At 64.7% G+C, this 20,762-nt stretch carries 21 protein-coding genes; 11 read left to right on the top strand and 10 right to left on the bottom strand.

Annotation, left to right across the window (positions count from 1 at the left end; genetic code table 11):
* Positions 1-57 precede the first annotated feature (57 nt).
* Positions 58-1,122, bottom strand: coding sequence for an iron-siderophore ABC transporter substrate-binding protein (locus CH286_RS16080; RefSeq protein WP_094609707.1), 1,065 nt, complete (start codon positions 1,120-1,122; stop codon positions 58-60).
* A 102-nt stretch (positions 1,123-1,224) separates the two neighbouring features.
* Between CH286_RS16080 and CH286_RS16075 the strand changes: the two genes are divergently transcribed.
* Complete coding sequence (locus CH286_RS16075) at positions 1,225-2,046, top strand: SDR family NAD(P)-dependent oxidoreductase (protein ID WP_094609706.1); 822 nt, start codon at positions 1,225-1,227, stop codon at positions 2,044-2,046.
* Positions 2,046-2,540, top strand: coding sequence for an SRPBCC family protein (locus CH286_RS16070; RefSeq protein WP_037153306.1), 495 nt, complete (start codon positions 2,046-2,048; stop codon positions 2,538-2,540). The genes CH286_RS16075 and CH286_RS16070 overlap by 1 nt, the downstream gene beginning before the upstream one ends.
* 3 nt (positions 2,541-2,543) lie before the next feature.
* On the opposite strand, the gene CH286_RS16065 is transcribed toward CH286_RS16070, so the two are convergent.
* Positions 2,544-3,053, bottom strand: coding sequence for a mycothiol transferase (locus tag CH286_RS16065; protein WP_037153308.1), 510 nt, complete (start codon positions 3,051-3,053; stop codon positions 2,544-2,546).
* A 99-nt stretch (positions 3,054-3,152) separates the two neighbouring features.
* On the opposite strand from CH286_RS16065, the gene CH286_RS16060 reads away from it, so the two are divergent.
* Entirely contained in the window at positions 3,153-4,187 is a 1,035-nt protein-coding gene (locus CH286_RS16060; RefSeq protein ID WP_094609705.1) for an NADPH:quinone reductase, read from the top strand.
* Between the two features lies 1 nt (position 4,188).
* Here the strand turns inward: CH286_RS16060 and CH286_RS16055 are convergent, their stop codons facing one another.
* A complete protein-coding gene (locus CH286_RS16055) occupies positions 4,189-4,662 on the bottom strand; it encodes a phosphoribosyltransferase (protein ID WP_094609704.1) in 474 nt (157 codons plus the stop codon).
* Positions 4,663-4,745: 83 nt separating this feature from the next.
* Between CH286_RS16055 and CH286_RS16050 the strand changes: the two genes are divergently transcribed.
* From CH286_RS16050 to CH286_RS16040, 3 genes are all read left to right on the top strand, one after another.
* A complete protein-coding gene (locus tag CH286_RS16050) occupies positions 4,746-5,414 on the top strand; it encodes a class I SAM-dependent methyltransferase (RefSeq protein WP_094609703.1) in 669 nt (222 codons plus the stop codon).
* 9 nt (positions 5,415-5,423) lie between these two features.
* The gene (locus CH286_RS16045; RefSeq protein ID WP_037153314.1) at positions 5,424-5,786 is read left to right on the top strand and encodes a VanZ family protein; all 363 of its coding nucleotides are present in this window, start codon (positions 5,424-5,426) and stop codon (positions 5,784-5,786) included.
* 152 nt (positions 5,787-5,938) lie between these two features.
* The gene (locus CH286_RS16040) at positions 5,939-7,438 is read left to right on the top strand and encodes a stealth family protein (RefSeq protein ID WP_170944765.1); all 1,500 of its coding nucleotides are present in this window, start codon (positions 5,939-5,941) and stop codon (positions 7,436-7,438) included.
* Here the strand turns inward: CH286_RS16040 and CH286_RS16035 are convergent.
* Positions 7,435-8,346 (bottom strand): phosphodiesterase, encoded by a 912-nt coding sequence (locus tag CH286_RS16035; protein WP_094609741.1) that lies wholly within the window; start codon positions 8,344-8,346, stop codon positions 7,435-7,437. The two genes, CH286_RS16040 and CH286_RS16035, sit on opposite strands and share 4 nt — an antisense overlap.
* Before the next feature lie 158 nt (positions 8,347-8,504).
* Here CH286_RS16035 and CH286_RS16030 point away from each other — a divergent pair, with 158 nt between their 5' ends.
* The gene (locus tag CH286_RS16030) at positions 8,505-9,314 is read left to right on the top strand and encodes an alpha/beta fold hydrolase (RefSeq protein ID WP_094609702.1); all 810 of its coding nucleotides are present in this window, start codon (positions 8,505-8,507) and stop codon (positions 9,312-9,314) included.
* 75 nt (positions 9,315-9,389) lie between these two features.
* On the opposite strand, the gene CH286_RS16025 is transcribed toward CH286_RS16030, so the two are convergent.
* Together CH286_RS16025 and CH286_RS16020 are read right to left on the bottom strand one after the other, a co-directional pair.
* Positions 9,390-10,517, bottom strand: a complete 1,128-nt coding sequence (locus CH286_RS16025) for an acyl-CoA dehydrogenase family protein (RefSeq protein WP_094609701.1) — start codon at positions 10,515-10,517, stop codon at positions 9,390-9,392.
* A 16-nt stretch (positions 10,518-10,533) separates the two neighbouring features.
* Positions 10,534-11,709 (bottom strand): acyl-CoA dehydrogenase family protein, encoded by a 1,176-nt coding sequence (locus CH286_RS16020; protein WP_094609740.1) that lies wholly within the window; start codon positions 11,707-11,709, stop codon positions 10,534-10,536.
* A gap of 78 nt (positions 11,710-11,787) precedes the next feature.
* On the opposite strand from CH286_RS16020, the gene CH286_RS16015 reads away from it, so the two are divergent.
* Genes CH286_RS16015 through CH286_RS16000 form a run of 4 tightly spaced genes read left to right on the top strand, consistent with a single transcriptional unit; the run spans position 11,788 to position 15,112 of the window.
* The gene (locus CH286_RS16015) at positions 11,788-12,342 is read left to right on the top strand and encodes a histidine phosphatase family protein (protein ID WP_094609700.1); all 555 of its coding nucleotides are present in this window, start codon (positions 11,788-11,790) and stop codon (positions 12,340-12,342) included.
* Positions 12,343-12,356: 14 nt separating this feature from the next.
* Positions 12,357-12,839 carry a RidA family protein gene (locus tag CH286_RS16010; protein WP_032403841.1) on the top strand — a complete coding sequence of 161 codons (483 nt, stop codon included), beginning with the start codon at positions 12,357-12,359 and terminating at the stop codon, positions 12,837-12,839.
* 39 nt (positions 12,840-12,878) lie between these two features.
* Positions 12,879-14,369: an ABC transporter permease subunit gene (locus CH286_RS16005; RefSeq protein ID WP_080730752.1), complete on the top strand. Its 1,491-nt coding sequence runs from the start codon at positions 12,879-12,881 to the stop codon at positions 14,367-14,369.
* Entirely contained in the window at positions 14,366-15,112 is a 747-nt protein-coding gene (locus CH286_RS16000) for an amino acid ABC transporter ATP-binding protein (RefSeq protein WP_094609699.1), read from the top strand. The genes CH286_RS16005 and CH286_RS16000 overlap by 4 nt, the downstream gene beginning before the upstream one ends.
* A 141-nt stretch (positions 15,113-15,253) precedes the next feature.
* On the opposite strand, the gene CH286_RS15995 is transcribed toward CH286_RS16000, so the two are convergent.
* The 4 genes from CH286_RS15995 to CH286_RS15980 are packed head-to-tail and all read right to left on the bottom strand — an operon-like array spanning position 15,254 to position 20,669.
* Entirely contained in the window at positions 15,254-17,317 is a 2,064-nt protein-coding gene (locus CH286_RS15995) for a xanthine dehydrogenase family protein molybdopterin-binding subunit (RefSeq protein WP_094609698.1), read from the bottom strand.
* Complete coding sequence (locus tag CH286_RS15990; RefSeq protein WP_094609697.1) at positions 17,314-18,309, bottom strand: FAD binding domain-containing protein; 996 nt, start codon at positions 18,307-18,309, stop codon at positions 17,314-17,316. The genes CH286_RS15995 and CH286_RS15990 overlap by 4 nt, the downstream gene beginning before the upstream one ends.
* Positions 18,306-18,806 (bottom strand): 2Fe-2S iron-sulfur cluster-binding protein, encoded by a 501-nt coding sequence (locus tag CH286_RS15985; RefSeq protein WP_094609739.1) that lies wholly within the window; start codon positions 18,804-18,806, stop codon positions 18,306-18,308. Before CH286_RS15985 ends, CH286_RS15990 begins: the two co-directional genes overlap by 4 nt.
* 54 nt (positions 18,807-18,860) lie before the next feature.
* Positions 18,861-20,669, bottom strand: coding sequence for a DEAD/DEAH box helicase (locus CH286_RS15980; protein ID WP_032380623.1), 1,809 nt, complete (start codon positions 20,667-20,669; stop codon positions 18,861-18,863).
* Positions 20,670-20,762: the final 93 nt, after the last annotated feature.

Here is a 20,762-nt window from a genome sequence, read left to right as displayed (position 1 = left end):
AGAGGTTGTCCTACGGGATGATTCGAGTAGACCACCGTGGCCTCCCCTACGCTCCGCTCAATTAGCCGACGACGTGCCGGTGTCGACCTTCGCGACAGCCTCGTCGATCATCGGCACATATCGCTCGAGTGCCCAGGGCACAGTCAGCGGATTGATGATGGACGACCCTGTGACGAACGACTGATCCGTCGGCGCAACGACCGAACCCCGGGACACGGCCGGAATCTGCTTATATGCAGGCTGATTCTCGGTGTCGGTGCGGTTCTGCGGGTCCGAGTAGAAAGTGAAGATCACGTCGGAATCGTTCAGCAGATTCGCATTCTCCAACCCGATGACCGACGAGTCGGTGCCCTCGGTCTCGTCGAGCGTGTTCACCACCGGATCGACCTGCAACCCGAGACCGCGAACCATCGCAACGCGCTGCTCGTCGGCGAGAAACACTCCGAGCGTGCCGGGGCCGGTGTTGTAGATGTACGAAAAGCTCACGTCCGCGTACTCGGGGTGCTGGGCGGCGGCGTCCGCGAAGCGGTTCTCGATCTTGTCGATCTCCTCCGCGGCCTTCTCCTCCTCACCCATGGCCTTGCCGATCACGGTGATCTGGTCTTCCCAGGTAGTTGTCCACGGCTGCTCCTCGTACGCAACCACCGGGGCGAAGGCACTGAGCTTGTCGAACTGATCCTGCGTGATGCCGGACCACGGTGCCAGGATCAGATCCGGTTCGAGCGCCGCGACGGCCTCGATGTTCAATTCGGTACCGCCGGTGAACTGTTGGGGAAGTTCGGCACCCAACTCCGTCACGGCGTCGTGCACCCACGGCAGATAGCCGGTGTCGTCGGCACCCCACGAATACTCCTCGACACCGACCGGGACGGTGCCCAACGCGATCGCCGTCTCGGCCGAACCCTGCCCGAGAGTCACGATGCGCTCCGGCTTCTCGGTGATGACCGCCTGCCCCAAAGCCGAATCGATCGTCACGGACGCGAAGTCACCGCCGTCGGCGTTCTGCGTCTCGGCGGTGTCGCTGCTGCCACATGCGCCGACCACAAGGACCGACACGGCGAGCGCGGACAGCGCGGAGAACCGTCGAACAGACCGCCGACCGGCCGTTGGAGCAGAAAACATGGTTACCTCTCGATAAGCAAAGGGACGTTAAAGTTAGACTAGGCTAACCTCTCATTGAGATTCAAATGCGCTGCACAACACGCATTCGCTACGGTGGGACACATGAGCCTTCCTCGTCCCGCACCCGATCGGACTGCCGTCGTGACCGGAGCGTCTTCCGGCATCGGGGCTGCCATCGCTCGCCAACTCGCCTCCCGAGGCCACGGCGTCACCCTCGTCGCCCGGCGTGCCGACAAGCTCGAAGAGTTGGCACAGGAGATCCGAGCACGGGGAGTCCGAGCCGAAGTGCTCGCCGCAGACCTCTCCGACCGCACTGCTCGCGCCGAACTGCTCGGACGCATCACCGATCTCGGCCTGATCCCGGACATTCTGATCAACAACGCCGGACTCTCCACCCTCGGACCCGTCGCAGAATCGGATCCGGATGCGGAAATGAACATGATCGAGGTCGACGTGGTCGCCGTCGCAGACCTCTGCACCCGATTCCTCCCCGGCATGATCGAACGCCGACGCGGCGCGCTGCTGAACGTCGCCTCGACCGCCGCATTCCAGCCTTTGCCCGGGCAGGCCGGATATGGCGCATGCAAGGCGTTCGTGCTCTCCTACACTCAATCTCTGACCGGAGAACTGCGCGGAACCGGAGTGACCGCCACCGCGCTGTGCCCAGGACCGGTGCAGACCGGATTCGGTGAGGCCGCGGGCTTCGCGAAAGACGATGCAGAGAAGGCACTTCCGTCGATCATGTGGGTGTCGGCGGAAACGGTGGCCAAGACTGCCGTCGACGACATGACCAAGGGACGCATGGTCTCGATCCCTGGGCCGGCCAACCGCATCGGATCGATCTTCGCTCAGATCACTCCGCGAACCCTGTTGGTGCCCATGCTCACTCGTATCCATCCCGGCCTGAAGAACGGTGCATCGTAATGAAGCGCGAACTCGTGGTCTCCGACAGCATCGTCGTGAACGCCGACGCCGACACTCTCTACGCTGCAATCAGCGACCCCACCAAGATGGGGCAGTGGAGCCCCGAAAATACCGGCGCAACGGTCCACGAACCTCGCGAGAGTGCTTACGTGGGAATGGTGTTCGACGGAACCAACAAGCGCGGCCGGGCGAAGTGGATCACTCGCTGTACCGTCACGGCGGCGGACCCGGGCAAGACCTTCGAGTTCCGCGTCCACGCGATCGGAAAGAGCACTCCGAAGATCAAGGGCGCGAACGCAACCTGGCGATACGACTTCGAGCAGGTCGTGGACGGCACAAAAGTCACCGAAACCTGGACCGACGACCGAACGAAATGGCCCGACGCCCTGGCCCTCGTGTTCGACAAGATCGTCACCAGCGGCAAGACGTTCCCGCAGTTCCAGCGTCGAAACATCCGTAAGACGCTGGAGAACCTGCAGAAGCGTTACGCCTGACGGCTAGGCCTGCCGGGTGTACAGGCCGAGAACGTACGAGGCCTGCCCGGCATGCTGCAGGTCGTCGGACACCACGGACACCAGCCGTGCACCCAGCGTGACGGGCGGATCCCAGTTCTCGTCGACGATCCGGTCCAGATCGTCGGTCGAGATACTGCTCACGTACGCAACGGTTTTCGAGTGCACGGCGTCGTGGTACTCACGCAGCAACTCGGCGCTCGAGGTGACCTGAGCGACGTCCGAGGACGATTGGCCGTAGCCGATGTCGGACTTGTCGAACGGTAGTCCGAAACGCTCGAACCACGAGTCCGACGTCCAGACCTGTTCGCTCCCGGCCACACCCGCGATGTGGTCGTCCTGCACCCGCGTCAGGTGCCACAGCAACCACGCGATGCTGTTGGCGTCGGCGTCGGGTCGATACGTCAACGCGGCAGTGGGGATTTCGTCCAGCACCGAGTGGACGAGTTCCTTGATCCGGCCGAACGCGTCGGTGAGCAGGTCGTTGTGATTCATAAAGATCCATCTCTTCTCTGACAGCACTGATGACCACTCATGCATACCCCGATGAGGCCGCAGGGAACATCGGAGCGGTCCGAGCGCGTTGCAACAGATATGACTGCTCCAGCAATTGTGTACACCCGCACCGGCGATTCGTCCGTCCTCGAGCTGAAGGATCGCGAGGTGACCGAGCCCGCCGCAGGCGAAGTCCGCGTCCGCATCGTGGTCTCGGGCGTCAATCCGACGGACTGGAAGAACCGGACCGGCTCCGGCCCGGGTGAGAAGCTGGCATTCGACGAGGTGGTACCGAACCAGGACGGTGCCGGAGTGGTCGACGCGGTCGGCCCCGACGTCGATGGCGTCTCCGTCGGAGATCGTGTTTGGGTGTACCTGGCCCAGCACCAGCGTCCCACTGGAACAGCACAGTCTTTCGCAATCCTGCCCGCCTCCCGGGTGGTACCTCTGCCCGACGGCGTCGGATTCGACGTGGGCGCAAGCCTCGGGGTGCCCGCGATGACGGCGCACCGCGCACTCACGGTGTCCGAGGACGGACCCGCGCGGCTGCACCCGGGCGCACTGGAAGGCAAGTCGGTACTCGTCGCCGGTGGTGCCGGTGCCGTCGGCCATGCCGCAATCCAATTGGCCCGCTGGGCAGGCGCGACCGTAGTGACGACGGTCAGCGGACCGGAGAAGGGCGCACTGGCGACCGCCGCGGGCGCGCATCACGTGGTGAACTACAAGGCCGGCGACGCCGCCGCCGAAATTCGTGAATTGGTGCCTGCCGGAGTAGATCTCGTCGTCGAGGTTGCTCCCGCACAGAACGCCGCACTCAACGCTGCCGTGGGAGCGAACCGCGCATCGGTGGCCGTCTACGCCAACAACGGCGGAGACACAGTGACCCTCGACGTCCGACCGAACATGGTGCTCAACACCCGCTACCAGTTCGTACTCCTCTACACCGTCGGCGACGAGGCATTGCGTAACGCCGAGGCGGACGTCAGCGCCGCGGCGGCCGCAGGTGTGTTGGAGGTGGGTGAGGCCACCGGTCTACCACTGCACCGCTTCCCGCTGAGCGAGACCGCTGCCGCGCACGACGCCGTCGAGAACGGAACCGTCGGGAAGGTGCTGATCGACGTCTCCAGCGAGTAACTCAGGTGATGACCGGCAACGTGGACCATGGAAAGTTGATCCACTTGTCGGTCTCTCGCCACCAATAGTCCGGCTGCACAATGGTTCTCGGCTTGGTGTAGATCACGGCCGACCGCACGTCGGGCGTATGCGCCTTCAGTAGATCGATCACCAGAGCCAGGGTGCGGCCGGAATCGGCGACGTCGTCGACCACGAGCAACTTCTTGCCGACGATCGCGTCGGTGTCCAGAAGTGGTTCCAGGACAACGGGATCGGGCAGAGTTTCTTCGATGTCGGAGTAGAACTCGACATTGAGGGTGCCCGCAGCCTTGACGCCCATCGCGTAGGCGATCGCGCCCGCGGGAATGAGTCCGCCGCGGGCGATCGCGATGACGATGTCCGGAACGAACCCGTCGTCGACGATCTTCTTGGTCAGATCGCGCGAGGCATCTCCGAACGTCGCCCACGTCAGTACTTCACGTTCCTGTTCGGTCATGACACACCACTCTACTCAGATCCACTGTTGCCGAAACAGCAAATTTGTTTGCGTCCGTGGCCGCGAGCGGGCAGTCTCGAAGTATGGCCGACCACACACATGCTCACACTCCTCCCGCCGACGGGACCCACGCAGAACCGGATTTCGAGAACGGTGCCTTCGACGAAGCGTTCTGGGACGACCTCTACAACCAGCGGACCGCCATCTGGAGCGGAAATCCCAATGCCGTGTTGGTACAGGAAGCGTCCGAGCTGACTCCGGGCCGCGCCCTGGACATCGGCTGCGGAGAAGGTGCCGACTCCCTGTGGCTGGCCGGTGAAGGCTGGCACGTGACCGGCGTCGACATCTCCGATGTTGCCCTCGGCCGCGCTCGCGCAGCACAACAGGCACTCGAGCCGCGGACACTCGCAGTGAACTGGCAACAGGAAGACGTTCTGGACTGGACTCCCCCGGCCGCGGCGTTCGATCTGGTGTCGGTGCACTTCCTGCAGGTGCCACCGGACGAACTCGAACTGACCACCCGCAGGTTCGCCGCAGCGGTCGCACCTAACGGGCGTCTGCTGATCGTCGGGCACAGTCCCAGCGACAGCCATGCCTCGCAGCATCCGGCCAAGCACCGACTGTTCGCACCGGAACCGGTCGTCGCAGCGGCAGGCGACGAATTCGAGGTGATCCACGCCGAACACCGCACCCGTACGACGCCGGACGGCGACGAGCGAATCGACACGGTGGTGGTGCTGCAACGCCGGTAAACTCGAGCGGTGTTCTCGCTGTCGACGTATCGAATTCCCCTGGCCGTCACGTTCGTCGTCGCGTTGATCGTTCTCTTCACCCCCGCGTCGGGGGTGCCTTCCGGATTCCAGCACAGCGACAAGATCATTCACTTCACGCTGTTCGCGGCCCTCGCCTACACCTCCCGTCTGGCCGGAATCGGCTGGGCGAGGACCGCTCTGTGGGTACTGGCGTTCGCGGCGCTCTCGGAGTTTCTGCAGGCGATCCTGCCCCTGGGACGCTCGGGATCGGTCGCCGACGCTCTCGCCGACTCTGCCGGAGTTGTGGTGGGCCTGGTCGCGGCGAACTGGGTTCTACCGCAGCGCGTCAAGAAAGCCCCGGACCTGCACTAGACTGAGTCCGCACCGGGTTCCCCGGCCAGCGCGCGCACTCAGGAAGGAACGCCATCACCTCGTCTTCTGCCCCGCACGATATCTACCTCGTTCCACCGGAGCACGAGACAAATGATGCCGTCACCCGAGAATCTGCAGCGTCCGCAGCACGCCTGAGCGAACGATCCGACGTGGTCAGCCACGACGGCCGCTACGCCCTGACGATCACCTCCACCACCCCACATCAGGCGATGGTCGAGGATCTACTGTTCGTCCGCGCCGTCCTCGACGCCGCACGAATCAAATACCTGCTCGTTCGCGGCAACGACGAACGACCCGTCATCGCCATCGAACTGGCTGCCCGGGACGCGCTCACCACAGCGCTGGTGCACGCCTGCCGCGCCGAGCCGTTCTACTCCAAGACCGTCGACGCCCGAGGGAAAGCCGTGCTGGTTGCCGACGGCACACTCTCGCCGTCCGCGAACGCGCGGATCGTGCGCCTCTACCGGCCGCGCGTCGAGCCGTTCAGCGGGTTGTACTACGGCGCGTCGACGGCCGTGCAGATCGAGCTGTGGTCTTTCTCCCCGTCCGAGATCGTGCTGCCGATCGAGAACTCCTTGACCCGCCGCAACATTCGGCCCGACGAGGCCGTCCGCGGCACCGTCGAACGCTTCGGTAGAACGTGGCCGACCATCGAGAACATGTTTGCCGACCATGCGTCGGACATCAATTTCGACATCGACATCGTGTTCTCCTGGGTCGACGGCTCGTCCGCAGAGTTCCAGGCTCAGCGTGCGCGGCGGATGGCGAACTACGTCGTCGGCGAGGGTGACGATTCAGCGGCCCGCTACCGACAGATCGACGAGCTGAAGTACGCCCTCCGGTCGGTCCACCTGTACGCACCGTGGATCCGGCGCATCTTCGTGGCCACCGACTCCCCGAGGCCGGCGTGGCTCGCCGACCATCCCAAGGTGACATTCGTTCCGAGCGAGGCGTTCTTCGTGGACACCTCGGTTCTGCCGACACACAACTCGCAGGCCGTCGAGAGCCAGCTGCACCACATCCCTGGCTTGTCCGAGCACTTCCTGTACTCGAACGACGACATGTTCTTCGGTCGTCCGGTCAGCCCGTCGATGTTCTTCTCCCCCGGCGGAATCAGCATGTTCATCGAGGCGACGACGCGAATCGGGTTGGGCTACAGCGACGCCGATCGCAGCGGCTTCGAGAACGCGGCGCGGGTGAACCGTCGAATCCTGCAGGACCGATTCGGAATGACCACCACCCGACATCTGGAACACGCAGCAACTCCGTTGCGCCGCAGCGTGATGCAGGAAATGGAGAACGAGTTCCCGGACGAGTTCGCCTCCACAGCGGCGAGTGCATTCCGAGCGAGTACCAACATCTCGGTGACGAACTCGCTGTACCACTACTACGCATTGATGAGCGGACGCGCGGTGGTCCAGAAAGACGCGAAGGTTCGGTACATCGACACCACGTCGGTAGCGGGCCTCGACTTGATGGAGAAGCTGCTCCCCAAGCGATCTGTCGACTTCTTCTGCCTCAACGACGGCAGCTTCCCCGAAGTCGACCTGGATCTGCGCACCCGCACCGTCACGCAGTTCCTGGACAAGTACTTCCCCATCGTCGCGCCCTGGGAACGCGAACAGCGTTAGGCGTCGCTGAACGTCTTCCGCCGTGCGCTGTCTGCGATGGTGACTCCCGCCGCATCGAGCCTGCGTGCCGTCTCTTCCGCCGAGACCGGTTCTCCCACAGTGTCGTACGAGCCCGTCGGCACCACCGAGTGCACGACGGTGTCTTCGTAGACGTGGACCAGGTTGTAACCCTGGGCACCGTCGCGACCGCGCAATCCGCCTGCGGGCACGTTCAGATCCTGGGTGTAGCACGTGGCCGACGCCACCGAGACGGGAATACCCGCGAACGTGGCCGTCGTCGAATAGTGCAGGTGCCCAGCAAGAATGGAGCGCACATCGGTACCGCGCAGCACGTCGGCCAGGCGCGACTGATCGATCAGCTCGACCAGCACTGCGAGATCGAGCACGGTCGGCACCGGCGGATGATGCATCGCCAGGATCGTCCCGAACTCGGCGGGCGTGGCGAGTGTGTCGGCGAGCCAGGCCAATTGCTCGTCGCCGAGCTCACCGTGATGGCGGCCGGGAACCGTCGTGTCGAGCGTGACGACGCGCAGGCCGTCGACGTCGTGGACGCGATCGATGGACTGCACGGTCGGTTCGGCGTCGAGCAGCTTCTGGCGAAACGTCGCACGGTCGTCGTGATTGCCCATCGCCCAGACGATCTGCGCACCGAGCTCCTCGGCCACCGGCTCGACCAACGCCCGCAGCTTCTCGTAGGCGCCGGCCTCACCCTTGTCGGTCAGGTCTCCGGTGAATACCAACGCGTCGGGTCGCACACCCGAGTTGCGTACGTCGGTCAACACCTGTTCGAGCCGCAACTCACTGTCCACGCCGCCGTACAACCGACCGCCACCGTCGACGAGATGCGTGTCGCTGACGTGCAACAAGCAGTGATGGGGGCGTGGGTACTCGGCCATCCGAGACTTCATCGAACTCTCGCTCACGATCGGACCTACCGTTTCACGTTCGCCCGGCCGGGCGAACGCCACTGCTGCAAGCCAAGCATACGAGCGTTCACTGAGAAAAAGCTGGTCGAATCTTCGCGGTGAACACCGCGGAAACTTTGAGCGTGTGACAGGTTGAGAGCATGACGAAACCGAAGTGGACTTCACTGCTCGCGGCCGCGGCATTGACCGTGGGCACGATGGTCGGTATCGGCGCGGCCCCGGCCGCTGCGCAGGGCCTGCCTACCGTGGTTCTCGTACACGGAGCCTTCGCCGACAGCACCAGCTGGGACGGCGTCGCAGCGAACCTGCGCGGCCGCGGCTACCCGGTGGTGACCGCAGAGAACTCGCTGCGCGGGCCCGCGATCGACGCGGCCTCCGTGACCGATGTTGTCGAGAGCATCGACGGCCCGGTAGTCCTGGTGGGCCATTCGTACGGCGGCACGGTGATCAGCAACGTGCACGCCGACAATGTGGAGGCGCTGGTCTACGTCGCCGCATTCATGCCCGTCGAAGGTGAACCCGTCGCGCTCGAACTCGATCCGTTCCGATTCCCCGTGACGGCCCTGGTTCCGCCGGTGATCGGCCTGTCGATCGTCGACGACTCGTCCAACCTGATCGGCAAGAACGTCGACTCGTACATCACCCCCGCGCTGTTCCGCCCGTTCTTCGCGCCCGACGTGAGCGAGGAGCAGGCTGCGCGCATGGTCGCTCACCAGAAGACCATCGCCGCCGGTGCACTGCTCGAGCCGAGCGGCCCACCGTCGTGGGCGGATACCCCGTCCTGGGCGTTGATCCCCCAGCAGGATCAGATCATCCCGACCTCGGCGGAGCGCTTCATGGCGCAACGGGCCGGGGCGACGGTGACCGAGGTACCGGGCTCGCACGCGATCCTGGTCTCCAACCCCGCAGCCGTGGCCGACCTTGTGGTTCAGGCCGATTCGGGCAGCTGACGTCTCTGGACACGACTCGGGCCCGGTCACCTTTTCGAAGGTGGCCGGGCCCGAGTCGTGTCTTTCCGAGGAGCGTCAGATCCCGATGAGATCGTGATCGGAGACCTTCGACGCCAGGATGCGCAGGTGCTCGTCGGCACCACCGAGAGTGTGCTCGATGGCCACGAGCCGACTGGTGTAGTGCCCGACCGGATACTCGGCGGTGACGCCGATGCCGCCGTGCAACTGAATCGCCTCTTGGCCGAGCTTGCGCCCGGACCGCGAAATCTGCAGCTTCGCCCGCGACGCGATCGTCGTGTCCACGTTGCCGTCGGACAGTGACATCGTGGCGTAGAGGCTCATGCTGCGGGCGAGCTCGAGCAGCACGTACATGTCCGCAGCGCGGAAGGTGAGCGCCTGGAACTTGGCCAGCGGAACCCCGAACTGCTTGCGCGCCTTGAGGTAATCGGTGGTCAGGCGGAGCGCTTCTTCCATCGCACCGATTGCCTCCGCACACAGCGCGGCCTGCGCCCGCACCTCGGCACCGGTGATCGCGGCAGCTGCGTTCTCGGCGGTGCCGAGCGGCTCGGCCGCGACGTCCACGAATTCGATCTGTGCGGCGCGCTGACCGTCGTGCGTGGCGTAGGACTTGCGCGTGAGACCCGTCGCGTCGGCGTCGACGACGAACAGTCCGGTTCCTCCGGCGGGAAGCACGGCGCTGACGACGATCACGTCGGCGCTACCGCCGTGCGGTACCGGATTCTTGACACCGTTGATCGACCACGACCCACCGTCCTCGGTGGCAGTGGTGGCGACCTCGATGTTGGGCCAGCGGCTGCCGGATTCGTTGTGCGCGAACGCCAGCATCGACGATCCCTCGGCCACCGGCGGCAGGAGGCGCGAGCGCTGCTCGGCGCTGCCGAGTTCGGAGATCAACCCGCCGGGGACGAGCACGGCGTCGAGAATCGGCTCCGGCGCGAGCCGTCGTCCGACCTCGGTCATCACTGCCATGATCTCCACGGGACCGGCGTCCATGCCGCCGTCCTCTTCGCTGAACGTCAGACCCAGCAGGCCGACCTCGGCCAACTGCTTCCAGACGTCGGTGCTCCAACCCAGCTCACCGTTAACGATCTTGTTGCGCTTCTCGGTGTCGTACGCCCGCGTGAGCACCTCACGAGTGGTGTCGCGCAGCAGCTTCTGCTCTTCGTTGAGTTCGAAATCCATGTCTTCAGATGCTCCCTTACAGTCCGAGAATCGCCGAGGCGATGATGGTGCGCTGAACCTCGTTCGAGCCGCCGTAGATCGACACCTTGCGGTAGTTGAGATACCCCGGTACCGAGCGCTGCGCCCAGCCTTCGCTCTCGATGTCCTCGCCCGCCTCGTAGGGCAGCGAGTCCGGGCCGGCGACGTCCATCAGCAATTCGGTTGTGGCTTGCTGCAATTCCGATCCCCGCAGCTTGAGAATGGACGAGGCCGGATTCGGCTTGCCGTCGTCCGAGCTGGACACCAGGCGCAGCTGAGTCAGCTCGAGGGCGAGAAGTTCGTTCTCGACCTCGGCCATCTTGGCCGCGAACAGTGGGTCCTCGAGCAGCGTGCCGCTGCCGACCTTGGTCTGCGCGGCGTGCTTCTTCGCCTGTCCCAGATGCACTTTGGTGTGTCCGGCCCGGGCGACGCCGGTGCGCTCGTTGCCGAGCAGGAACTTGGCGTAGCTCCAACCCTGGTTCTCCTCGCCGACGAGGTTCTCGGCCGGAACGCGAACGTTGTCGAAGAAGACCTCGTTGACCTCGACGCTGCCGTCGATCAACTTGATGGGCCGCATCTCGATGCCGGGGGTGTTCAGATCGATGAGCAGGAAGGAGATTCCGGCCTGCTTCTTCGGCGCGTCCGGGTTGGTCCGCACGAGCGCGAAGATCCAGTCGGCGTACTGGCCGAGCGTCGTCCACGTCTTCTGCCCGTTGACGATGTAGTCGTCACCGTCTCGAATAGCGGTGGTGCGCAGCGACGCCAGGTCCGATCCGGCCTCGGGCTCGGAGAAGCCCTGGCACCACCAGATGTCGAGGTTCGCCGTCTTGGGCAGGAACTTCTCCTTGAGCTCCTGAGAGCCGAACGTCGCGATGACCGGGCCGACCATCGAGGCGTTGAAGGCCAGGGGCTCGGGCACCGACGCCAGCTGCATTTCGTCGAGCCAGATGTGGCGCTGCACAGCGGTCCAGTCGCGGCCACCGAACTCGGCGGGCCAATGCGGCACCGCCAAGCCGTTCTCGTTGAGGATTCGCATGGTCGTGACCACCTCGTCCTTGCTCAACTCCTGACCGGTCGCGCTCTTCTCGCGAATCTCGGCGGGGACCTTCGTGGTGAAGAACGTCCGCATCTCGTCACGGAACGCGGCCTCTTCTTCTGTCAGGGCAAGATTCATCGACAATCCTCCAAGCTCGTTCACGTATCTTCGTATCGACCGTACTCCCTGGTAACTCTGGGATATTCTCCGCTCACTATGACTTTTCTGGCACTGGTTCGGCACGGTGAAACGAACTGGAATCTGCACGGGCGTCTGCAGGGCTCGTCGGACATTCCGCTCAACGACACCGGCCGTGCTCAGGCCCGCGAGGCCGGCTACGAACTCGAGTACCGCCAGTGGGACCACCTGGTCAGTTCACCGTTGATCCGAGCAGCCGAAACCGCCGACATCATCGGTGCACACCTCGGCCTGACACGCACCGCCGAGTTCCCCGATCTGGCCGAACGACACTTCGGCGAGGCCGAAGGATTCACCGACTGGGACGCCTATTCGCACTGGCCGAACGGTATGTACCCAGGCTTGGAGCCCCGCTCCGACCTGATCGTGCGAGGCGTGCGAGCCGTCGACGACATCGCCTCTCGCTACCCGGACTCGGCGGTGATCGCCGTGGCGCACGGCGGTGTCATCCGAGCGATCTTCGACGCGATCCGACGTCGGCACTCTCCGCGAATTCTGAACGCGGGTGTCTCCACCCTCGAGCACGACGGTTCTCGCTGGACCGTTCGCACCATCAACGGTGTTGCGGTCTGACAGGATTTTCGTTCATGGAGATCGAACGTCGCATCACCGAACTCGGTTTCACGTTGCCCGGGGAACCGACCGCTCCGCCCGGTTTCGAGTTCTCGTTCGAGTGGGTGCGGGTACGGGGCAACCGAGTGTTCGCCTCGGGGCATTCTCCCTTGGCCCCGGACGGCACCCTGGCGGGCCCGTTCGGTGCAGTCCCGTCGCACGTAAGTCTCGACGCGGCCACCGATGCCGCGCGCGACACCGCATTGGCTCTCCTCGGTAGCGTCGCCCGCGCCGTCGGCGATCTCGATCGAATCAGCGCGTGGCTCACCGTCACCGGTTCGGTCAATGCCGATCACGGCTTCACCCAGACCACAACGGTCGTCAACGGCTTCTCCGACCTGGTGCTGGCGATCTTCGGTCCCGAAATCGGTGCGCACGCACGCACTGCACTCGGGGTGGCCGCACTACCGATGAACAACACCGTGGTGGTGTCAGCGGAATTGGAGATCGACGGGTAGGTTTCGATGCACTCGTAGTTACGGTGAAAGCAGGCGCGGATGGTGCGCAGATCTACTCTTGCTCTGGTCGCGATTCTGATCGCCATACTGGGGTTGTCCGGATGCAGCTCGTCCTCGCAGTCGTTGCTGGACCGCGTCCGCGACGACGGGGTGCTGGTGGTCGGCACCGAAGGCACCTACAGCCCGTTCAGCTATCAGGGCGCGGACGGGCAGCTCACCGGGTACGACATCGACGTGATCAACGCCGTCGGTGCGGAACTGGGGGTACGCGTCGACTTCGTGCAGACGCCGTTCGATTCGATATTCGCCGGCCTGCAATCCCAGCGATTCGACCTCATCGCCAACCAGGTCTCGATCACCCCGGCCCGGCAATCGGCATACGACCTGTCCACGCCCTACACGGTGTCGGAAGGTCAGATCCTCACCGCTGCAGACGACTCCACTATTTCGACTCTCGCCGACCTGGCAGGCAAGACCACCGCCCAATCCTCGACGAGCAACTGGGCCGAGGTCGCTGCGAACGCAGGTGCCAACGTCGAAGCCGTCGAGGGATTCGTCCAGGCGGTCACCCTCGTCAAGGACGGCCGCGTCGACGCCACCGTCAACGACTCCCTCGCGATCGCCGAATACCTGCAACAGACCGGCGATACCGGTGTGAAGATTGCCGGCGAGACCGGGGACACGACACTGCAATCCTTCGTGGCCCGCAAGAACAGCGGCCTGATGGACGAGGTCGATACGGCCGTCGACACGCTGCGTGAGAACGGCACCATCGCCGAGATCTCGAAGAAGTACTTCGGCAGTGACGTCGCCGCACCGACGGCAGACACCGTGGTTCCGGTGAGCGACGACGCCGCGTCGACGGCACCGTCCAAAACTCAGTTGGTCCTCGACAACTTGTGGCCGATGCTCAAAGCCACTGTCACAATGACCATTCCGCTGACCGCAATCAGTTTTGTGGTCGGACTCGTCATTGCCCTTGCAGTCGCGTTGGCCCGCATCTCGTCGCTCGAGCCGCTCGCTGCGGTCGCCCGGTTCTACGTCTCGATCATTCGCGGCACTCCCCTGCTGCTGCAGTTGTTCATCATTTTCTACGGGCTACCGCAGTTCGGGATCGTGATCTCACCGTTCCCGGCCGCCGTGGTCGCGTTCTCCTTGAACGTCGGCGGTTATGCCGCCGAGGTCATCCGTGCGGCGATACTGAGCGTGCCCAAGGGCCAATGGGAGGCCGCGCAGACCATCGGCATGGGATACCGAACCACGCTGCAGCGCATCGTACTTCCGCAAGCGCTACGGACCGCGGTACCACCGTTGTCGAACACGCTGATCTCGTTGGTCAAGGACACCTCGCTCGCGTCGACCATCCTGGTGACCGAGCTACTGCGCGTAGCGCAACTCGCGGCGGCACCGACCTTCGACTTCTTCACCCTCTACTCCGTTGCAGCGCTCTACTACTGGCTGATCTGCATCGTTCTCTCGTTCTTCCAAGGCAAGCTCGAAGTCCGACTCGACAGGTACGTGGCCAAATGACAGACCTGCTGGAAGTATCCGCTCTGAAGAAGTCGTTCGGGCCACTCGAGGTGCTGAAGGACATCTCGTTCACCGTGCCGTCCGGCACCGTCACCGTCATCATCGGGCCGTCCGGATCCGGCAAGACCACGGTCCTCCGCACGTTGAACGCTCTCGACCGAGCCGATGCGGGGATCATCCGAATCGGCGATGTGTCGGTGGATTTCGCCGAACCCGTCGGCGCGGCTCAACTCCGACACTTCCGGGCTCAGAGTGGCATGGTGTTCCAGAGCCACAACCTGTTTCCGCACAAGACGGTGTTGCAGAACATCATCGAGGGACCGGTGATCGTGCAGAAGCGGGCCAAGGACGACGCCGTCCGCGACGCTCACGCAATCCTCGACCAGATCGGCCTCGACGCCAAGTCCGATCAATACCCGTTCCAGCTCTCCGGCGGCCAGCAACAGCGCGTCGGAATTGCTCGCGCCCTCGCCCTGCATCCCAAACTGATGCTGTTCGACGAGCCCACCTCGGCCCTCGATCCCGAACTCGTGGGCGAAGTACTGGCCGTCATCAAAAACCTTGCCGCCGAGGGGTGGACGATGGTGATCGTCACCCACGAAATCCGCTTCGCCCAGCAAGTCGCCGATCAGGTGCTGTTCATCGAGAACGGCGTCGTCCTCGAACGCGGCACGCCGGAGCAGGTGCTCGTGAACCCGGCCGAGCCCCGCACCCGACAGTTCCTGCAGCGGATACTTGCGTAGAGGGGCTGCGCCCCATGTGAGTGGAGCCTGCGAAACGAATCCGTCGAGGCATGTGAGTGGAAAGTCGTAGTGGGTGACGAGACCGGAGTGGAGCCTGCGGAACGAGCGCAGGCTCCGCCACTCACATGCGGCGAAGCCGCTCTAGAGATGCGGCAGCACTTTGTCCAGGGTGATCGGAAGGTCGCGGACTCGGACGCCGGTCGCGTTGTAGACCGCGTTCCCGATGGCCGCCGAGGATCCGACTGCACCGATCTCACCGATTCCCTTGCCACCCATAGGCGCGAGTTCCGTATCGACCTCGTCGATCCACACGGCCTCGAGATCGGTGACGTCCGCACACGCCGGGATGTGATACTCGGCGAGATCGTGGTTGGCGAACCCGCCGAACTCGTGATCGACGATGCCACTTTCCATCAGCGCCATCCCGAGCCCGAACGTCATGCCGCCGATGAGCTGAGACCGAGCCAGCCGTGGATTCATCACCGCGCCGATGCCGAACACCCCGAGCATCCGACGCACCCGTACCTCACCGGTGTCGATATCCACGGCAACCTCGGCGAACTGAGCGCCGAAAGCCATGCGCGCCAGCTCCTTCTGCCCCTCCACGTCATCGGTCGTATCGGCCTCGGCCGAGTTGCCCGGCTCGTAGGAACCCTGGGATTTCAGCGCGTGACACACCTTGGTGACGGCCCAGCCCCACGACGAGGTACCCGAGGAGCCGCCGGCTCCAGGTGCTTTCGGCAGTACGCTGTCGCCGAGTTCGAGTGTGACGGTATCCGCGTCGACGTCGAGAGCATCGGCGGCAATCTGTCGCAGCACGGTCCGCGCGCCGGTACCGATGTCCGACGCGGCGACGGACACCGTGATCGTGCCGTCCTGCTCCACCCGCGCCGCCGCGGTACTGGGCGAAATCAGCACCGGGTAGCTGGCCGTCGCGACCCCCATGCCCACCAGGACGTTGCCTTCTCTGCGCTGTCCCGGAGTCGAGACCCGACGGTCCCAGCCGAACTTCTCGGCTCCCTCGCGTAGGCATTGCACCACGCTGCGTGAGCTGAACGGGTTCCCACTCGCGGGGTCGACGTCGGGCTCGTTGCGAATGCGCAACTCGATCGGGTCGATTCCGGTGGCCTCGGCCAGTTCGTCGATGGCCGTTTCGACGGCGAACATGCCGGGCGCTTCGCCGGGTGCCCGCATCCACCGCGGCGTTCCGACGTCCAGCTTCGCGAGTCGGTGAGTGGTGCGGCGATTGGGCGCCGCGTAGATGTGCCGAGTCGATTCCGAGGTCTGCTCGCAGAACTCGAAGATCGTACTGGTCTGCTGAAACGAATCGTGCGCGATCGCCGTCAGTGCGCCGCTCGAATCAGCACCCAGGCGAACATGATTGAGCGTCGGCGTGCGGTATCCGACGACATCGAACAGGGCCTGCCTCGGCAGGACCAGCTTCACGGTCTTACCGGTGGCCCGTGCAGCCATCGCCGCGAGGATCGCATTGGGCCGAGTACTGCCCTTGGCTCCGAATCCGCCGCCGACGTTCTCCGCGATCACGCGAACGTTCTCGGGCTCGAGACCGAACGCCGTGGCGAGGTCACCCTGAACACCGGACGGTGCCTGCGTCGAATCCCACAGCGTCAGAACGCCGTCGGACCACTGCGCCGTGGTGGCATGCGGCTCCATCGGACTGTTGTGCATCGGAGACGTCGAGTACCAGCTGTCGATCACGTGCTCGGCCGTCTCCAACGCAGCATCCGGATCGCCGACCGTGACGTCCGTGGGGAAGCCCGCGTTCACCGATTCGGGCGCGTACAGCGACCGGTGCTCCGCGGTCAGCGTGTTGTCGGGTGAGCGCACGTCGCCGTACCGCACCTGCACCTGGGCAGCGGCGGCTCGCGCGGCTTGGAGGGTCTCGGCCACGACGACGGCCACGATCTGGCCGCGGTACGCGACGGTGTTCGATTGCAGCACAAGCAGTTCTGCATCCTCGACCTCGCCGAGCTTCTCGGCGTTGCCGTGCCACAGGACGGCGTGCACCGAGGAGTCGGCACCGAGTTCGACGTGCTCGACCGTCCCGGCCGGAACTGTTGCGGGCACGTACCAGGCATACAACTGCCCGACGGCCGGCGGCTGTTCCGCGGCGTAACGCGCCCTACCGGTGACCTTTGAGATGGACTCGGTACGCCTGATCGACTGTCCGATCGATGCGGTCATGACCGAACCTCAGAATCTGTGAGTTCCACCAGAGTGCGGGACACGAGATTGATCACCAGCGGAATCTTGAACGCGTTGTCGCGTAACGGCTCTGCTGAATCGAGCTCGAGCGCCATGGCCCGCCGGAACGACGCCTCCTCGGCGGCCGTGCCCAACAGTGCGTGTTCGGCGGTGTGTGCTCGCCACGGCTTGTGCGCGACGCCGCCCAGCGCGATCGACACTCCGCGCACGATTCCGTCCTCGACGTCGAGAACAGCGGCAACGGAGGCGACTGCGAACGCGTAGGACTGCCGATCCCGCACCTTGCGGTAGGTGGAGACGGCAGTGTCGGCCGGCTTCGGAATCTCTATCGCCGTGACGATCTCGTCCCGAGCCACCGTGTTGTCGCGCTCGGGCTCGTCCCCCGGGAGCCGGAAGAAGTCGTCGATCGCGAGAACACGTTCGCCGTCGACTCCGCGAACGACGATGCGCGCATCGAGTGCCGACAGCGCAACCGCCATATCCGAGGGGTGCGTCGCCACGCAGGCCTGCGAAGCCCCGAGAATGGCCAAGTTTCGGTGTTCACCCGTGCGCGCAGGGCAGCCCGAGCCTGGTTCGCGCTTGTTGCACGGCTTCGAAGAGTCCATGAAGTAGACACAACGAGTGCGCTGGAACAGGTTTCCGCCGGTGGTCGCCATGTTGCGTAGTTGACCCGACGCACCGGAGAGCACTGCCCGCGAGAGCACGGGGTAGCGCTGGCGCACCACCGGATGCACGGCGAGGTCGCTGTTGGTCACGGCCGCACCGATACGCAGGGAACCGTCGGCGGTCACCTCGATGTCGTGCAACGGCAATCGCGTCACATCGATCAGAGTCGACGGGCTCGAAACCCCGAGCTTCATCAGATCGACGAGGTTGGTTCCTCCGCCGAGCAGCATCGCGTGCTCGTCCCGGGCGAGGCGGGCCACTGCGTCGTCGACCGCGGTAGCGGCGTCGTACTCGAAGGTCTTCACGATGCGTCCTGCACGGCCGGAACGATGTTGGCGTACGCACCACAGCGACAGAGGTTGCCGCTCATACGTTCTCGCACTTCACCCGAATCGAGTTCGACGTCGGTGGCCTCGAGGTCCTCGGTGACGGCACTGGGCCAACCCTGCTTGGCCTCTTCGACCACCGCGACCGCCGAGCAGATCTGCCCGGACGTGCAGTACCCGCACTGGAACGCGTCACGATCGACGAAGGCCTGTTGCACCGGGTGCAGCGTGTCGCCGTCGGACAACCCCTCGACCGTGGTGATCTCGCGATCCTGCTGCGCGACAGCGAACGTCAGGCAGCTGTTGATCCGACGACCCTCGACCAGAACGGTGCAGGCACCGCACTGCCCGTGATCGCACCCCTTCTTGGCCCCGATGAGGTCGAGGTTCTCTCGTAAGGCGTCGAGCAGGGTGGTTCGGGTGTCGCAGTCGATCTCGCGATCGGTGCCGTTGACACGCAGAGTGACGTGGGTCATGCCCGGCTGGATACCCGCGGCCTCGGCCACCAAACGCTCGACCTCGAGGTCGTGCTAGCGCCTGCCCTTGAACTTTCCTCCGCCGCGGGGCCCGCCGCTGCGTCCGGGAGGACCGGAATCGGGCTGCAGCTGAATCAGCACGCCACTGATGCGGGTACGGCGCAACGCCTCGACCGTCTCGTCGGCGAGATCGGCAGGCAGCTCCACCAGCGAGTGATCGGGGCGAATGCTGATGTGCCCGAAGTCGCTTCGGCGCAGTCCGCCTTCGTTCGCGATGGCACCGACGATGGCACCGGGAGCAACGTGATGACGCTTTCCGACGCTGATGCGGTACGTCGCCATCTCCTGGCCCGTCTTGCGGTGATGCGAACTGGCCGCATCCTCGTCGAACGTGCGAGGTGGACGCGGCTCACGCGGCTCGCGGGGCGCCCGCGGCGGGGCAGGCGGCTCCGGCTTCAACAGGAACGCTTCGCCGTCGCGCGACTGGATGGCCAGCGCTGCTGCGATGTCGACCAACGGCACGTCGTGCTCGCGCTCGTAGTCCTCGATGAGGCGGCGGAACAGAGCCAGATTCTCGTTGCCGAGGCTCTCGGTGATGGAGTCCTTGAACTTCGTCACGCGCTGCGCATTGACGTCGTCGACGCTCGGGAGCTGCATCTCGGTGATGGGCTGGCGCGTCGCACGTTCGATGGCCTTGAGCAGGTGACGCTCCCGGGGCGCGACGAACAACAGTGCCTGACCGGCGCGGCCCGCTCGACCGGTGCGGCCGATGCGGTGCACGTAGGACTCGGTGTCGTGCGGGATGTCGTAGTTGATGACGTGCGAGATCCGGTCGACGTCGAGACCACGGGCCGCCACATCGGTGGCCACGAGAATGTCGATCTGGCCGTTCTTGAGCTGGCCGATGGTGCGCTCACGCTGAGCCTGCACGATGTCGCCGTTGATCGCGGCGGCCGAGAAGCCCCGTGCGCGCAGTTTCTCCGCGAGCTCCTCGGTGGCCTGCTTGGTGCGCACGAACATGATCATGGCCTCGAACTCTTCGACCTCGAAGATTCGAGTGAGGGCCTCGAGCTTGCGCTGGTGGGCAACCTGCACGTAGCGCTGGGTGATGTTCGGTGCCGTCGACGTCTTGGTCTTGACGGTGATCTCCACCGGGTCGTGCAGATACTGCTTGGAGATCTTGCGAATCGCGGCCGGCATCGTCGCCGAGAACAACGCAACCTGCTTGTATTCGGGAGTGTCGGACAGGATGCGCTCGACGTCCTCCTGGAAACCCATCTTGAGCATCTCGTCGGCCTCGTCGAGCACGAGGTATTCGAGCCCGGACAGGTCGAGTGTGCCCTTCTCGAGGTGGTCGATCACACGTCCCGGTGTGCCGACGATGATCTGGGCACCCTTGCGCAGGCCGGACAGCTGAATGCCGTACGCCTGGCCGCCGTAGATCGGCAGAATGTGCAGGCCCGGGATATGGGTGGCGTATTTGCCGAACGCCTCGGCAACCTGGAGTGCCAGCTCGCGCGTCGGGGCGAGCACCAATGCCTGCGGCACCCGACGCGAGACGTCGAGACGGGACAGGATCGGCACCGCGAACGCCGCGGTCTTTCCGGTTCCGGTCTGCGCGAGGCCGACGACGTCGTTGCCCGCCATCAACGGTGGAATGGTGGCCGCCTGAATCGGCGACGGGCTCTCGTAACCGACGTCGCGCAGGGCCTTCAGGACCCGCTCGTCTATTCCGAGATCGGCAAAGGTGATGTCGTCATCCGTCGTCGAAGGCGACTCACCTGCGTGGCCCTGGACGGGAGGGGTCGAACTCGTCTCGTCAGACGTCACGGCGGCATCCTGATCAGATTCTGAAGTGCTCATATATCGCCGAGTTTAGTACCTGCTCGACCCCAGCGACCCCTTCTGCGCTGATCAGGTGACGAAAACGGTGCCACCGACACCTCGTGCGAGCAG

The sequence above is a fragment of the Rhodococcus sp. WWJCD1 genome (genome assembly GCF_002258735.1).
Lineage (GTDB): Bacteria > Actinomycetota > Actinomycetes > Mycobacteriales > Mycobacteriaceae > Rhodococcoides.
Note: the sequence above shows the minus strand (reverse complement) of the source record. Positions and strands in the feature narration are given on the sequence as shown.